Annotated in this window: 16 protein-coding genes and 2 tRNA genes; 10 read left to right on the top strand and 8 right to left on the bottom strand. The window is 69.1% G+C overall.

What is annotated here, in order from left to right; genetic code table 11:
- Both F9K34_RS04280 and F9K34_RS04275 read left to right on the top strand, forming a co-directional pair.
- Positions 1 to 1926, top strand: a 1926-nt coding sequence (locus F9K34_RS04280; protein WP_291335668.1) for a pyruvate carboxylase subunit B, incomplete at its 5' end; no start/stop codon positions are given.
- A gap of 85 nt (positions 1927 to 2011) precedes the next feature.
- The gene (locus F9K34_RS04275) at positions 2012 to 2386 is read left to right on the top strand and encodes a hypothetical protein (RefSeq protein WP_291335667.1); all 375 of its coding nucleotides are present in this window, start codon (positions 2012 to 2014) and stop codon (positions 2384 to 2386) included.
- A 56-nt stretch (positions 2387 to 2442) separates the two neighbouring features.
- Here the strand turns inward: F9K34_RS04275 and F9K34_RS04270 are convergent, their stop codons facing one another.
- The gene (locus tag F9K34_RS04270) at positions 2443 to 3081 is read right to left on the bottom strand and encodes a Hint domain-containing protein (protein WP_291335666.1); all 639 of its coding nucleotides are present in this window, start codon (positions 3079 to 3081) and stop codon (positions 2443 to 2445) included.
- Between F9K34_RS04270 and F9K34_RS04265 the strand changes: the two genes are divergently transcribed.
- The 4 genes from F9K34_RS04265 to hisH all read left to right on the top strand — a co-directional run bounded on the left by F9K34_RS04265 (position 3074) and on the right by hisH (position 4958).
- Positions 3074 to 3268: a hypothetical protein gene (locus tag F9K34_RS04265; RefSeq protein WP_291335665.1), complete on the top strand. Its 195-nt coding sequence runs from the start codon at positions 3074 to 3076 to the stop codon at positions 3266 to 3268. The two genes, F9K34_RS04270 and F9K34_RS04265, sit on opposite strands and share 8 nt — an antisense overlap.
- A 237-nt stretch (positions 3269 to 3505) precedes the next feature.
- Positions 3506 to 3580, top strand: a tRNA-Gly gene (locus F9K34_RS04260).
- 152 nt (positions 3581 to 3732) lie between these two features.
- Positions 3733 to 4320 (top strand): imidazoleglycerol-phosphate dehydratase HisB, encoded by a 588-nt coding sequence (hisB, locus tag F9K34_RS04255; protein WP_291335664.1) that lies wholly within the window; start codon positions 3733 to 3735, stop codon positions 4318 to 4320.
- Positions 4317 to 4958, top strand: a complete 642-nt coding sequence (gene hisH, locus F9K34_RS04250) for an imidazole glycerol phosphate synthase subunit HisH (RefSeq protein ID WP_291335663.1) — start codon at positions 4317 to 4319, stop codon at positions 4956 to 4958. The genes hisB and hisH overlap by 4 nt, the downstream gene beginning before the upstream one ends.
- Positions 4959 to 4962: 4 nt before the next feature.
- Here hisH and F9K34_RS04245 read toward each other — a convergent pair whose 3' ends face one another.
- Complete coding sequence (locus F9K34_RS04245; protein WP_291335662.1) at positions 4963 to 5343, bottom strand: DUF2147 domain-containing protein; 381 nt, start codon at positions 5341 to 5343, stop codon at positions 4963 to 4965.
- Between the two features lie 139 nt (positions 5344 to 5482).
- Here F9K34_RS04245 and hisA point away from each other — a divergent pair, with 139 nt between their 5' ends.
- Positions 5483 to 6202, top strand: a complete 720-nt coding sequence (gene hisA, locus F9K34_RS04240; protein WP_291335661.1) for a 1-(5-phosphoribosyl)-5-[(5-phosphoribosylamino)methylideneamino]imidazole-4-carboxamide isomerase — start codon at positions 5483 to 5485, stop codon at positions 6200 to 6202.
- A 3-nt stretch (positions 6203 to 6205) separates the two neighbouring features.
- On the opposite strand, the gene F9K34_RS04235 is transcribed toward hisA, so the two are convergent.
- On the bottom strand, positions 6206 to 7123 hold the full coding sequence (locus F9K34_RS04235) for an HNH endonuclease (RefSeq protein ID WP_291335660.1): 918 nt from the start codon (positions 7121 to 7123) through the stop codon (positions 6206 to 6208).
- A gap of 63 nt (positions 7124 to 7186) precedes the next feature.
- On the opposite strand from F9K34_RS04235, the gene hisF reads away from it, so the two are divergent.
- Entirely contained in the window at positions 7187 to 7948 is a 762-nt protein-coding gene (gene hisF / locus F9K34_RS04230; RefSeq protein ID WP_291335659.1) for an imidazole glycerol phosphate synthase subunit HisF, read from the top strand.
- Entirely contained in the window at positions 7945 to 8256 is a 312-nt protein-coding gene (locus F9K34_RS04225) for a phosphoribosyl-ATP diphosphatase (protein WP_291335658.1), read from the top strand. Before hisF ends, F9K34_RS04225 begins: the two co-directional genes overlap by 4 nt.
- Before the next feature lie 35 nt (positions 8257 to 8291).
- On the opposite strand, the gene F9K34_RS04220 is transcribed toward F9K34_RS04225, so the two are convergent.
- The 3 genes from F9K34_RS04220 to rlmB all read right to left on the bottom strand — a co-directional run bounded on the left by F9K34_RS04220 (position 8292) and on the right by rlmB (position 10300).
- Positions 8292 to 8768 (bottom strand): CoA-binding protein, encoded by a 477-nt coding sequence (locus F9K34_RS04220; RefSeq protein WP_291335657.1) that lies wholly within the window; start codon positions 8766 to 8768, stop codon positions 8292 to 8294.
- A gap of 161 nt (positions 8769 to 8929) precedes the next feature.
- Positions 8930 to 9394 carry a YHS domain-containing (seleno)protein gene (locus tag F9K34_RS04215; RefSeq protein ID WP_291335656.1) on the bottom strand — a complete coding sequence of 155 codons (465 nt, stop codon included), beginning with the start codon at positions 9392 to 9394 and terminating at the stop codon, positions 8930 to 8932.
- 123 nt (positions 9395 to 9517) lie between these two features.
- Entirely contained in the window at positions 9518 to 10300 is a 783-nt protein-coding gene (rlmB, locus tag F9K34_RS04210) for a 23S rRNA (guanosine(2251)-2'-O)-methyltransferase RlmB (protein WP_291335654.1), read from the bottom strand.
- A gap of 122 nt (positions 10301 to 10422) precedes the next feature.
- Here rlmB and F9K34_RS04205 point away from each other — a divergent pair.
- Positions 10423 to 10506 (top strand) — tRNA-Tyr (locus tag F9K34_RS04205).
- 182 nt (positions 10507 to 10688) lie between these two features.
- On the opposite strand, the gene F9K34_RS04200 is transcribed toward F9K34_RS04205, so the two are convergent.
- The gene (locus F9K34_RS04200; RefSeq protein WP_291335652.1) at positions 10689 to 11534 is read right to left on the bottom strand and encodes a 3-keto-5-aminohexanoate cleavage protein; all 846 of its coding nucleotides are present in this window, start codon (positions 11532 to 11534) and stop codon (positions 10689 to 10691) included.
- A 282-nt stretch (positions 11535 to 11816) separates the two neighbouring features.
- Positions 11817 to 12977 carry a WD40/YVTN/BNR-like repeat-containing protein gene (locus F9K34_RS04195; RefSeq protein WP_291335651.1) on the bottom strand — a complete coding sequence of 387 codons (1161 nt, stop codon included), beginning with the start codon at positions 12975 to 12977 and terminating at the stop codon, positions 11817 to 11819.
- Positions 12978 to 13003: the final 26 nt, after the last annotated feature.

The raw sequence follows: 13003 nt of genomic DNA, 5'->3' as shown, positions 1-13003 counted from the left end.
GTGCCGGCCAGGGGCGCGCGCAACCTCCTCGATGAAAAGGGTCCGCAGGCGGTGGCGGACTGGATGGCGGCGCAGAAGAGGCTCCTCCTGACCGACACGACGATGCGCGACGGCCACCAGTCGCTCCTGGCGACGCGGATGCGGTCGATCGACATGATCCGGGTGGCGCCCGCCTATGCGGCGAACCTGCCGCAACTCTTCTCCGTCGAGTGCTGGGGCGGCGCGACCTTCGACGTCGCCTACCGCTTCCTGCAGGAATGTCCCTGGCAGCGGCTGCGCGACCTGCGCCGCGCCATGCCGAACCTGATGACGCAGATGCTCTTGCGCGCGTCGAATGGCGTCGGCTACACCAACTACCCCGACAACGTCGTGCGCGAGTTCGTGCGCCAGGCGGCCACCACCGGCATCGACGTCTTCCGCGTCTTCGACAGCCTGAACTGGGTCGAGAACATGCGCGTCGCCATGGACGCGGTGATCGAAGAGGAGAAGGTCTGCGAGGCCGCGATCTGCTATACGGGCGACATCCTGAACCCCGACCGCGCGAAGTATGACCTGAAATACTACGTGAGCATGGGCAAGTCCCTGCGCCAGGCAGGCGCCCATGTGCTCGGGCTGAAGGACATGGCGGGGCTCCTGAAGCCCGCCGCCGCGCGCGTTCTCTTCAAGGCGCTGAGGGACGACGTCGGGCTTCCCATCCATTTCCATACCCATGACACCTCCGGCATCGCGGGCGCCACGATCCTCGCCGCCGCGGACGCCGGCGTCGCTGCGGTCGATGCCGCGATGGACGCCTTCTCGGGCGGCACCTCGCAGCCCTGCCTAGGCTCCATCGTCGAGGCGCTGGCGCACACCGAGCGCGACACCGGGCTCGACATCGCGGCCATCCACGAGATCTCGAACTACTGGGAGGGCGTGCGCCACCAGTACCGGGCGTTCGAGTCCGGTCTCGAGGCGCCGGCATCCGAGGTCTACCTGCACGAGATGCCGGGCGGGCAGTTCACCAACCTCAAGGCGCAGGCCCGCTCGCTCGGGCTCGAGGACCGCTGGCACGAGGTCGCCCAGACCTATGCCGATGTGAACCGGATGTTCGGCGACATCGTGAAGGTCACGCCCTCGTCCAAGGTCGTGGGCGACATGGCGCTGATGATGGTGGCGCAGGGGCTGACGCGGGCCGAGGTCGAGGACCCGGCCGTGGACGTCGCCTTCCCCGAATCCGTGGTCGACATGCTGAAGGGTAACCTCGGCCAGCCGCCCGGCGGCTTCCCCGCAGCCATCGCGGCGAAGGTGCTGAAGGGCGAGAGGCCCAATACCGAACGGCCCGGCAAGCACTTACCGCCGGTCGACCTGGAGGCGACGCGCGCCCAGGTGTCGAAGGATCTCATGGGCTTCAAGGTGGATGACGAGGATCTGAACGGCTACCTGATGTATCCCAAGGTCTTCCTCGACTACATGGGCCGGCACCGCATCTACGGGCCCGTCCGGACACTGCCGACGAAGACCTTCTTCTACGGCATGGAGCCGGGCGAGGAGATCTCGGCCGAGATCGACCCGGGCAAGACGCTGGAAATCCGGCTCCAGGCCGTGGGCGAGACCGACGACCAGGGCGAGGTGAAGGTCTTCTTCGAGCTGAACGGCCAGCCGCGCGTCATCCGGGTGCCGAACCGGATCGTGAAGGCCAAAACCGCGGCCCGTCCGAAGGCCGCCGAGGGCAATCCGCATCACATCGGCGCGCCGATGCCGGGCTCGGTCGCCTCGGTCGCCGTGACGGCGGGGCAGAAGGTGTACGCGGGCGACCTCCTCCTCACCATCGAGGCGATGAAGATGGAAACCGGCCTGCATGCCGACCGTCCCGCGACGGTGAAGGCGGTCCATGTCCACGCCGGCAGCCAGATCGACGCCAAGGATCTGCTGATCGAACTGGAATGATCCCCTGCCCCCATGCGGGGCCGGGATTAGCGGTTTCTTAGGGCAGCGCTGGCTAATCTCACCCCGGGGAACGACGGGGTGATCCATGACACGACCGGCACCTGACCCGGCGCAGGATTCAGTGCGGGCGGCATTCGAATCCTTCCTGGTGGAGGACGTGATCCTGACGCTCGGCAACCTGCGCGGCTCGCTCCTCTGGCTGGGAGAGGGGGCGGCCGCCGAGCGCAGCTGCATCGACCGGCTCGACCGACAACTCGCGCTTCTGGTGGATCGCGCGCACCGGATGGCAGGCCAGCTCCGCAACGAGGTGGCTGCCCCCGAGCCGGCCAACGTCTTCGCCATGCCGGCAACCAGCGCCGGCATCCCGGCACCCCGCGCCATCGACGCCACGATGCCGGACCATACCCCCGATCGGGACGAAGAGGCCCAGGGCCCCGTCTTCCGCAGCCGCCGGGCATGAGGGGCAATGCCATCGGGGGCGCGCCGGCCCCCGCAAGCCATCCCGGGCACGGGCGGTCAGGCGGCGCGCCCGATCCCCGCGGTGGTCAGTACGCCCGCCGCGATCAGCGCCAGCATCGCCTGCGCCCGGTCCTCGTCGAGGACCTCGAAGTCATCCGGGCGGAGGGAGGCCGGCCGCCCCGCGGCGCCGTCTGCCGCGCAATGGATGAGCGCGCCGGAGTTGACATAGACGATCTCCTCGGTGGCGAAGCGCAGGGTCAGAACCTCGGCCGGGCGGCAAAGCCGCCTGCGGGTGATGCCGAAGTGCCCGGCCAAGGCCGCGGCCGGTAGCAGCGCGCCCCCGGTGCCGAGGACCTCCTCGGCCACCGCCGAGGCGATGAAGACGTGCTGGCCAGGAAGCAGGCTGAACTCCGTGCAGGTGTCGAGCGCGCCGCCCGGCACATCGATCACCTCGACCTCGGGCGCGGGCCACAGGTGCTGGCGTTCCAGCCGCGCGACCGGGCTGAACCCGCCGTCCCAGGTGGCCACGCGCATCCCTCGGGTCAGGCTCTCCACCGGGCGCCAGCCGGACTCCGTCTCCACGAGGCTGCCGGCAAGCAGGCCCGGCGCAGCGAAATCGGGCACGAGGCTCAGCCCCGTGAGCGACAGCGCGATCTTCTCGGCGGCGCGGAAGGTGGTGGCGTTCTGCATGAACATGGGTCTTGTCCTTTCCGATCTGGGCGCCCTGGCGGCGCGGGCCGTGCCTGACTGGCGATGGCCTGATGTCGCACCCGGAATTCGCCCGTTTTTCGACATGATCGCGACCGACTTGGGGCACTATTTCGCCCCGATCCTTAATCGCGCCTTGTCGAACCTGTTTGAACGCCGATTCGCGCGCGGTTAGGATTCGGCTAACCATTTTTCAACACAAAATCATATAGTTGCGCTGGATTGCTCAACCGCTGCGCGAATCGCTCGCTCCACCTCCGACCGCACCAGCCGCTGCCGGCCGCGCCGGCGCCCCGCGCGCCACCACGACGGCCAGGGCCCGCGTGCGCGCACCGCCAAGATTCTGCCGACTGGCCGGATTTTCCCCTTGCAGCCGTCCCTGAGACTTTATAAATCGCCCCTACCCAAGGATGCGGGCGTAGCTCAGGGGTAGAGCATAACCTTGCCAAGGTTAGGGTCGTGAGTTCGAATCTCATCGCCCGCTCCAATATCTCGCCATCGGCGATCGGACGGGGCCACCTTCGGGTGGCCCTTTCGCATCGAGCGGCAGCGATGTGACAGCGGCCGATTTTCGCGGCGCCACGCTGGAACTGGACCGGCCCGCCGCCTATAACGCGGCCGAAGCGAAGGGGCGGAGCGATGCGCAAGGCGACGATCACGCGAAAGACGGCGGAGACCCAGATCGCGGTCGAGATCGACCTCGACGGCAGCGGCAGCTACGCGAACCATACGGGCGTGGGCTTCTTCGACCACATGCTCGACCAGCTTTCGCGCCACTCGCTGATCGACCTCAAGGTCACCGCAAAGGGCGACCTGCACATCGACGATCACCACACGGTCGAGGATTGCGGGATCGCCCTCGGCCAGGCGCTGGGACAGGCGCTCGGCGACAAGCGGGGGATCCGCCGCTACGGTCACTTCGCGCTTGCCATGGACGACGCGCAGGTGGCCTGCGCGCTCGATCTTTCGGGGCGCCCCTATCTCGTCTGGAATCTCGATTTCCCGACCGCGAAGATCGGCAGTTTCGATACCGAACTCGTGCGGGAGTTCTTCCAGGCGCTGTCCACCCACGGCGGCATCACGCTCCATCTGGACAAGGCCCACGGGGTGAACAGCCACCACATCGCCGAGGCCGCCTTCAAGGCGGTGGCGAAGGCGCTCCGCATGGCCGTGGAGCCCGATCCCCGCGCGGAGGGCAGCCTGCCCTCGACCAAGGGGGCGTTGTGAGCCTCACGGTCATCGTCGACTACGAATCCGGCAACCTCCACTCGGCCGAGAAGGCCTTCCAGCGGATGGCGGCCGAGACCGGCGCGGGCCGCGTCCTCGTTTCCTCGCGGCCCGAGGACGCGGTGCGCGCCGACCGCATCGTCCTGCCCGGCGACGGCGCCTTTCCGGCCTGCCGGGCGGCGCTTTCGCGCGCCACCGGGCTATTCGAGGCGATTGAAGAGGCGGTGACGGTGCAGGCCCGTCCCTTCCTCGGCATCTGCATCGGCATGCAGATGATGGCCACGCGCGGGCTGGAATACCGCGAAACGCCGGGCTTCGGCTGGATCGGCGGCGAAGTGGTGCGCATTGCTCCCGCAGACCGGCGGCTCAAGGTGCCCCACATGGGCTGGAACGACCTCGTGATCGACCGGCCGCACCCCGTGCTGACCGGGATCGAGACCGGCGATCACGCCTACTTCGTCCACTCCTACCACTTCCGCGTCGCCGACCCGGCCCACCTCCTCGCGCATTGCGACTACGGCGGGCCGATCACCGCCATCGTGGGCAGCGAGAATATGGTGGGCACCCAGTTCCACCCGGAGAAGAGCCAGGCCGTGGGGCTCCGGCTCATCGCCAATTTCCTCGGCTGGTCGCCCTGAGGCGTTACTTCACGCGGGTCCAGTTCTGGCCCAGGCAGATCGGACCTATGCAGCCCGACACCTTCAGCCGGTCGCCCGAGAGTGCCATCTTCGACTTGTAGGTCTTGCCGTTCGACGGACGCCAGATCTTGCCGTTGCCATAGCCGCCGTTTCCGGTCGGCTGCATGTCCCAGACGATCTGCTTGCCGACATTCTCGCTCTGCCGTGGCGAGCCGTCCTCGTTGAACGCGGCGGTGATCACGCCGCAAATGTTCTCGCCGCAGGGCGAAATGGTGATCTGGGCATAGGCGCCGTCGTCAGGCTCGGTCTGCCAGACGCCTTCCACCGGGTCCGCTGCCGCGGCGCCGGCAAGCAACACGATGACCGCAGCAAGTGTCATCCTCATGGTACAATCCTCCCTGACCACGTTTCGCCGGATCATCCGCGAAGCCGCCCCGCCACGTAAAGCCTGACGTGACGTTCCGGGCCGCTTGGCATTCGCCCCCGCCCATGGCAAGAGGCCGGCGCAACGGAAGGAGCCGCCGATGATCCTCTATCCCGCCATCGATCTCAAGGACGGCCAGTGCGTGCGGCTCCTGCACGGCGAGATGGACAAGGCCACCGTCTTCGGCGACGACCCGGCGGCGCAGGCGGCCAGGTTCGAGGCGGCGGGCTGCGAATGGCTGCATCTCGTCGACCTCAACGGCGCCTTCGCCGGCCAGCCGGTGAACGCCGCGGCGGTCGAGGCGATCCTCGGCCGCGTGACCGTGCCGGCGCAGCTCGGCGGCGGCATCCGCGACATGGCCACGATCGAGATGTGGCTTGGCAAGGGTCTGGCGAGGGTGATCCTCGGGACCGTCGCGGTGGAAAACCGCGCGCTGGTGCGCGAGGCCGCCCGCGCTTTCCCCGACCGCGTCGCCGTCGGCATCGACGCCCGTGACGGCCGTGTGGCGACGAAAGGCTGGGCCGAGGAGACCGACGTGATGGTCACCGACCTCGCCCGCTCCTTCGAGGATGCCGGCGTCGCCGCAATCATCTACACCGACATCAACCGCGACGGCGCGATGCAGGGGCCGAACGTCGCCTCGACCGAGGCGCTGGCGCGCGCGGTGACAATCCCCGTCATCGCCAGCGGGGGCGTCTCCTCGCTCGCCGATCTCCTCGCGCTCCGCGACACCGGCGTCATCGCCGGGGCGATCTCGGGCCGGGCGCTCTATGACGGGGCGATCGATTTGGGCGCGGCGCTGGCGGCACTGAGGGGCTGAAACTCAGCGCCAAGGCGCGGGCCCTTCCACCGTCACCTGTCCGAACACGTTCTCGCGGTGCCAGCGCAGGTTCCCCGGATGGGGATGGTCGTGCGGGTCGGCCGGCAGGATGAGCCGCCCCTCGGGACGGATCAGCCGGTCGACCACCTCGCCCGGCACCTTGTTGCGCGACACAAGGATGGTGAGGTCTTCCGCGACCGACAGGAGTCCACGGTCGAACATCCAGTGCAGCGTCCCCGACAGGGCGAGGCCGTTCCGGACCGAGTCACTACCCTGCCGCTCCACCGATCGGATATGGGCCGCCTGTACCTCGGGCCGGCCGCCGCCATTGCGCAGCCTGAGGCCTGAGATGGCACAGCGGTAATCGTAGGCTGCGCGCACCTTGCGGCGGAACGCCACCTCGCGGAAGGGCCGGCTGGTGAGCCGCTCGATCACCGGCCGCTCGAACGGCGCCGGCGGGTCGTCGGCTTCGCGGGCAGCATCATAACGCCGCGCCTCCCGCGCCTCGAGGTCGGCCGGCAGGCCCAGACTGACGATCGCCGCGAACTCGCATTCGGGGAGGCGGCGCACGGAGGATTGCGTCAGCCCGCCGGGCTTTGGCCGCCCGTCGGGATAGGTCAACGCCGACTCCATCGGCCTGCCCTCGTGCAGCCGCGACACCGGACGGTCGAACTCCAAGTAACTGCCCGGCTCGATCAGAGCGAGAAACCGGCCCGGTGTGCGGGGGTTGGGAATTATGCGCTCGATCCGCGCCACCGCGAAGTAGCCGCGCGGCCCGGCCTTGACCGGCTCGGAGTAGACGATCCAGTCGCCCACTCCGTCCTCCGCTGCCCTCAGGTAGTCGCGCGGGAAGTCATATTCCCGGTCCGGCTCGTCGTCGTAGATCGAATCCGCCCGGTGCAGCAGAACCAGTTTAACCATACCGCAAGGCAAACCGCTGACGCGCCGCTTGGCAAGCCCCCGCGTTGAGCCTAAAGGGGACCCATGCTCAAGACCCGCATCATCCCCTGCCTCGACGTGGCCGACGGCCGCGTCGTCAAGGGCGTGAACTTCGTCAACCTGATCGACGCCGGCGATCCGGTCGAGGCGGCCAAGGCCTATGACGCTGCCGGGGCGGACGAGCTCTGCTTTCTCGACATCCACGCCACGCATGAAAACCGCGGCACGATGTACGACCTCGTCACTCGCACGGCGGAGCAGTGCTACATCCCGCTGACCGTCGGCGGCGGCGTCCGCACAGAGGAGGATGTGCGCGCGCTCCTCCTCGCCGGCGCCGACAAGGTCAGCTTCAACTCCGCCGCCGTCGCCAATCCCGACGTCGTGGCGGAGGCCGCCGACCGCTTCGGCAGCCAGTGCATCGTCGTCGCCATTGACGCCAAGTCGGTGGCACCCGGCCGGTGGGAAATCTTCACCCATGGCGGACGCCGCCCCACCGGGATCGACGCGGTGGAATTCGCGCGCACGGTCGCCGCGAAGGGCGCAGGCGAGATCCTTCTGACCTCGATGGACCGCGACGGCACGCGGGCGGGGTTCAACATCCCGCTCACGCGCGCCATCGCCGATGCGGTGGACATCCCGGTGATCGCCAGCGGGGGCGTCGGCACGCTCGACCACTTGGTCGAGGGCATCACCGGGGGCCACGCCTCGGCCGTCCTTGCCGCCTCGATCTTCCATTTCGGCGACTTCACGATCCGTCAGGCCAAAGAGCACATGGCGAGGGCCGGCATCCCGATGAGGCTGACATGACCCCGATCCAGCGGCTTGCCGCCACCATCGCGTCCCGCAAGGAGGCGGACCCGGAGTCCTCATGGACCGCGAAGCTTCTCGCCAGGGGCCCCGAGAAATGCGCCGAAAAATTCGGCGAGGAAGCGGTGGAGGCGATCATCGAGGCCGTGAAGGGCGACCGCGAACGCCTCACTGCCGAGGCCGCTGACGTCCTTTACCACCTGCTCGTCATGCTCGCCGCCCGCGACGTGACGCTCGCGGATGTCGAGGTGGAACTCGCCCGCCGCGAAGGCACCTCGGGGCTCGCCGAGAAAGCTGCGCGGTCCTGACGACCGTCGCCTCGACGGAACCCTCCCTGCCCGGCTCAGAGCTTCGCGGAAATCACGCCGGTCGCGAACCCGCCCATCCTGAGTTCGCCGAAGAGCCGCTGGTACTCGATCTTCGGGCATCGGTTCTGCACCACCCTCATGCCCGCGGCCTCCGCCCGCGCCGCGGCGTCCGGGTGCTGCACGCCGATCTGCATCCAGATCGTCGTCAGGTCCGGCAGTTCGCGCAGCGCCTCCTCGACGATCCCCGGCACCGCGTCCGACCGGCGGAAGATGTCCACCATGTCGACATGCGCATCCTTCGGGATCGAGGCAAGGCTGCCGTAGACCGTCCTGCCCAGAATCTCCTCCCCCGCGTGGCCGGGGTTCACCGGGATGACGGTGTAGCCCTTCAGGCCGAGATAGCGGGCCACGTAATAGGACGGGCGGACCGGGTTCGGCGAGACGCCCACCACGGCGATCACTCGGGTGGTGCGGAGTATGGCGCGGAGCATGTCGTCCGAGGGACCGTTCATGTGCGGCAACCTCACAGAAAAAGGCGCCCGAACCAAGCGGCCGGGCGCCAGTGCGGAACGAGGGACAGTGAATTGAAGCGCGGGTGTTCCGAACCCGTGCTTCGCCATATTGATTTAGAACTGTGACGCTGAGGTGAAAGAGGCAGCCCCGGAATTTGTGATCACTTTTTGTTCATAATCTCGGGCCAGTGCTCGTTTGCCAGCGCGACATTGCCCGCGACATCCTCTTCCCAGATCGCCCGGACCTCGGTCGAATAGGTCAGATAGAGCCGCCCGCCGGCCACGGCAAAGGCATCGGGCACCGTGGGCGCGATGGCGCCCTTCGTCATCGCATAGGCACAGTAGCCGCCGTATTGCGGCGCATAGGCCTGGGGGTTCATCTCGAAAGCCTCCCGTGAGGCCGCACTGGCGAAATACCAGGTGGCCCCACGCCACATCAGCGCGTGATCCGGGCTGCCTTTCACCGGCTTGCCCGTTGTGAAATAGGCCACGGGGTCGTACCCTTGGAGGGCAATTCCGCCCGGCGCATAGATTTCCGGTTCGCGCGCCAGTGCGGGCCGCAGGATCGTGCCCGCGACCGGGATCATCAGGGCCACGGCAAGGAGGCTGCGGCGGGTAAGCGTCATGTGGCGTCCTTTCCGGCGGCGCCCCGACACGCAGTCCGGGGCTGCGGGCAAAGATGCCACCGCCGCCCCGGCGGTGAAAGGGGGCTCCCGCAAGCGTGATGAAGCGTGCTCCGGCGCGACCGGTCAGCCCGTAGCGGCCGCGTAAAGCGCGACCGCCGCGGCGTTGGAGACGTTGAGCGATCCGAAGCCGCCCGCGAAGGGGATGCGCACGAGACGGTCGCAGGTGTCGCGCGTCTTCTCGCGCAGGCCCGGGCCTTCGGACCCGAGGACGAGCGCGACGGGCCGGCCGCCGGTTTCCGCCAGGGCCTCGGCCAGCGTCGCGCGGCCCTCGCCGTCAAGGCCGAGAAGGACATAGCCCATGTCCCGCAGGTGCTCCATCGCCTCCGAAAGGTTGCCGACCCGAAGGTAGGGCTGGCGCTCCAGCGCGCCGCTTGCCGTCTTGGCGAGCGCGCCGGTCTCGGGGGCGGAATGGCGGGCCGGCGCGATCACGGCGCGCGCGCCGAAGACCTCGGCCGAGCGCAGGATGGCGCCCACGTTGTGCGGATCGGTCACCCGGTCGAGCACGACGACCAGCGCGCGGCCCGCGCCCCCCGCGCAGACCGCGTCGAGCGACCCCCAGGCGAGCGGCTTCACTTCCAGCGCCGCGCCCTGGTGGACGCTGTCGGTGCCAAGCGGCACATGCGCGTCGAACTTCCGGGGATCGACGATCTCGGGCACGATCGAACCCGCCGCCAGCGCATCGCCGAGCCGGTCGGCGGCGTTCTTGGTCAGCACCAGCCGCAGCTTCTCCCGCCGCGGGTTCATCAGCGCGTCGCGCACCGCGTGAAGGCCGAAGAGCCAGACCGTCTCGGCCGCCGCCGCGCGCCGCGCGCGCTCCTTGTCGATCACCCAGGCGGGCTTCTTCATCGTTGCGATCTCCGTCCCGAAGGGGCGCGAGAATGCGCCGGCGCGTGCCCGAGAACAAGCCCCGCGGCCCGGGATTTTCGTCCTTGACGCCCCTTGCCGCCGTGCGTATTCACCGCGCCAGTGGGCGACGTGCTGCAAGGTGCGGCAGCGGACTGTAACTCCGCCGAGGAGACTCATGCCTGGTTCGATTCCAGGGTCGCCCACCATCCCCGGACGGCGCACCATGGACGGGATGCCCTGTCCGGGCAGGTCCGCGGCCCCTTGGGCAGCCTCGATCCCCCGAGGAAAGGGAACCGGCGATGGCCACCGGCGCGCCTGCCTCCCGCGCCGAAACGGTCGCGCGCCCCTCGAATGCCTCCCGCGCGGAATCCTGGACCGGAGTCATACCCTATCCTCCGTCTCCCCCCGCGCCGAGCCCGAGGAGGCGGCGGGCCGTCCGCCAGTCGGCCACAGGGCGGCCGTAGCGTTCGCAGAGCGCCACCACCCGTCGCACCAGTGCCGCGTTCGACGGCGCCAGCCGGTCGCGGTCGAGCCGGACATTATCCTCAAGGCCCGTCCGCGCATGGCCGCCGGACGACACCGCCCAGTCGTTCAGGACGATCTGGCTCGGGCCGATGCCGGCGGCGCTCCAGGGCGTGTCCTCGCCGAAGAGCCGCCTGACGGTGCGGATGTAGAAGTCGAAGACGTCGCGGTCGGCCGGCATCGCGTTCCGCACGCCCATGACGAACTGCAGATAGGGCCTGGCGGCGATCTGCCCCGCCTGCCACATCTGGTGCGCCGTGAAGATATGGGACAGGTCGAAGACCTCGATCTCGGGCGTCACGCCGTAGGCCAGCATCTCGGCGGCGAGCCAGTCGACGAGGTCCGGCGGGTTCTCGTAGACCCGCGTCGGAAAGTTGTTCGAGCCGACCGAGAGGCTGGCCATGTCGGGCTTGAGCGGCAGCATCCCGCCCCGCGCCTGTCCGACCCCCGACCGCCCGCCGGTCGAAAGCTGCACGATCATGCCGGGGCAATGGTGCCGCAGCCCTTCCATCAGCCGGGCGAAACGCCCGGGATCGGAACTCGGCCGGCCCTCGTCGTCGCGGACGTGACAATGGACGATCGTCGCACCGGCCTCGAAGGCCTCCTGTGCGCTTTCGACCTGTTCGGAGATCGATACCGGCACGGCGGGGTTGTTTGCCTTCGTCGGCAGACTGCCGGTGATCGCCACAGAGATGATGCAGGGGGTGGTCATGTCGCTCTCCCGGCTTTCCGTCTGTCGGCCCCTTGGCCACGGTTGCAGCAACCGGCTGCCGCGGTGCCTCCGCAGGGTGTGGTTGGGACCCCTTCGGATGCTCGGCCGTCGGAAAGTGCCCGCCTTTGTCCATGACCGCAAGGTTCGTGCCCGGAGTCGCGCCGGAGGCCGCCTCGCGGGGCATCACCGCGTCGATTCAGCTAGCATCGTGACCACGCTCCGGCGGCCTGCGCAGCCCGCAATCGCCACGTGGCAGGGCGGGCCGCCCCCCCCCCGAACAGGCTAGGCGCGGTCCAGGACCTCGACCGCGAGGATCGTCGGCAGGTGGCGGGCGATCTCGTGCCAGCTCTCGCCTTCGTCGCGGCTGGCGAAGACCGATCCGGAGTTCGTGCCGAAGTAGAGCCCGGCGGGTTCGCGCGCGTCGCCGGCCATGGCCTGGCGCAGGACGGTGAAATAGCAACCCTTCTGCGGCAGCCCCTCGCGCAGGTCCTTCCATGTCCTTCCCCCGTCGCGCGACCGCCAGACCGCCGCCGCCGCGCCGGGAGGGAAGCGGCCCTGGGTGTCGCCGTTCAGGGGCAGGGTCCAGAGCGTATCGGGGTCGCGCGGGTGCACGCGGATCGGAAAGCCGAAGGTGGAGGGCAGGCCGGCGGTAACATCCTCCCAGCTCCGCCCGCCGTCCGGGGACCGCCAGACCCCATGATGGTTCTGCTGGTAGAGCACGTCCGCCGTGCCCGGTGCACGCATCATGTTGTGTACGCAATGGCCGGTTTCGCCGTCCCTCGGCGCGGCGGGGTGGTCGTGCCCCTCGCAGGCGGCAGCGTTCGCAAGGCGGTTACGCCGTTCCCAGGTCGCGCCGCCGTCCTCGGTGGCGAAGACGCCGGCGGCCGAAATGCCGACCCAGAGCTTTGCGGGATTCGCCGGGTCGGCGACGATGGTGTGCAGGACGAGCCCCGCCGCGCCGGGATTCCAGCCCGACGCCGAGGGATGATCCGTCAGGCTTTCGACGCGCTCCCAGGTCACGCCGCCGTCGTGGCTGGCGACAAGCCCTGCCGGCTTCGTGCCGGCGTAGAGGGTGTCGCCGGCGAGCCCGAGCGACCAGACCTGGCTCATGAGCCCGTCGAAGGGCGTCGCGGCCTGGCTCCAGCCGGCCATCGCGGCGAAATCCGGGTCCTTCTCGGCCCAGTCGTCGATCGTGCCGCGGCTCAGCCGCGCGACCTGCCATGTGGTCCCGCCGTCGGTGGAGCGCCAGACGCCTGCCCCGTGCCAGTCGCCCCCGCCGCCGGCCCAGATCGTGCCGCTCCCGGGGTCGCCGATCACATGATTGATCGGCCAGCCGCCGCAGAACGGCCCCGCGACGTCCCACTCCGCCCGGCCGTTTCCGCCGGACAGCAGAAATGCCCCCTTCGTCGTGCCGACGAGAAGGGTCAGGCCCTCGTTGCTCATGCGAGCCTCCCTGTTGCGCAGGGCCG

This window comes from Albidovulum sp. (assembly GCF_008933605.1).
Lineage (GTDB): Bacteria > Pseudomonadota > Alphaproteobacteria > Rhodobacterales > Rhodobacteraceae > Albidovulum.
The sequence above is the reverse complement of the archived record's forward strand: the minus strand, read 5'-3'. Positions and strand labels throughout refer to the sequence as shown.

Excerpts from the sequence above, each read along its gene's own strand:
- F9K34_RS04275 (WP_291335667.1), top strand. The coding sequence starts at position 2,012 with ATGACACGACCGGCACCTGACCCGGCGCAGGATTCAGTGCGGGCGGCA.
- F9K34_RS04265 (WP_291335665.1), top strand. The coding sequence starts at position 3,074 with ATGAACATGGGTCTTGTCCTTTCCGATCTGGGCGCCCTGGCGGCGCGG.
- F9K34_RS04270 (WP_291335666.1), bottom strand. The coding sequence starts at position 3,081 with ATGTTCATGCAGAACGCCACCACCTTCCGCGCCGCCGAGAAGATCGCG.
- hisB (WP_291335664.1), top strand. The coding sequence starts at position 3,733 with ATGCGCAAGGCGACGATCACGCGAAAGACGGCGGAGACCCAGATCGCG.
- F9K34_RS04245 (WP_291335662.1), bottom strand. The coding sequence starts at position 5,343 with ATGAGGATGACACTTGCTGCGGTCATCGTGTTGCTTGCCGGCGCCGCG.
- hisA (WP_291335661.1), top strand. The coding sequence starts at position 5,483 with ATGATCCTCTATCCCGCCATCGATCTCAAGGACGGCCAGTGCGTGCGG.
- F9K34_RS04235 (WP_291335660.1), bottom strand. The coding sequence starts at position 7,123 with ATGGTTAAACTGGTTCTGCTGCACCGGGCGGATTCGATCTACGACGAC.
- hisF (WP_291335659.1), top strand. The coding sequence starts at position 7,187 with ATGCTCAAGACCCGCATCATCCCCTGCCTCGACGTGGCCGACGGCCGC.
- F9K34_RS04225 (WP_291335658.1), top strand. The coding sequence starts at position 7,945 with ATGACCCCGATCCAGCGGCTTGCCGCCACCATCGCGTCCCGCAAGGAG.
- F9K34_RS04220 (WP_291335657.1), bottom strand. The coding sequence starts at position 8,768 with ATGAACGGTCCCTCGGACGACATGCTCCGCGCCATACTCCGCACCACC.
- F9K34_RS04215 (WP_291335656.1), bottom strand. The coding sequence starts at position 9,394 with ATGACGCTTACCCGCCGCAGCCTCCTTGCCGTGGCCCTGATGATCCCG.
- rlmB (WP_291335654.1), bottom strand. The coding sequence starts at position 10,300 with ATGAAGAAGCCCGCCTGGGTGATCGACAAGGAGCGCGCGCGGCGCGCG.
- F9K34_RS04200 (WP_291335652.1), bottom strand. The coding sequence starts at position 11,534 with ATGACCACCCCCTGCATCATCTCTGTGGCGATCACCGGCAGTCTGCCG.
- F9K34_RS04195 (WP_291335651.1), bottom strand. The coding sequence starts at position 12,977 with ATGAGCAACGAGGGCCTGACCCTTCTCGTCGGCACGACGAAGGGGGCA.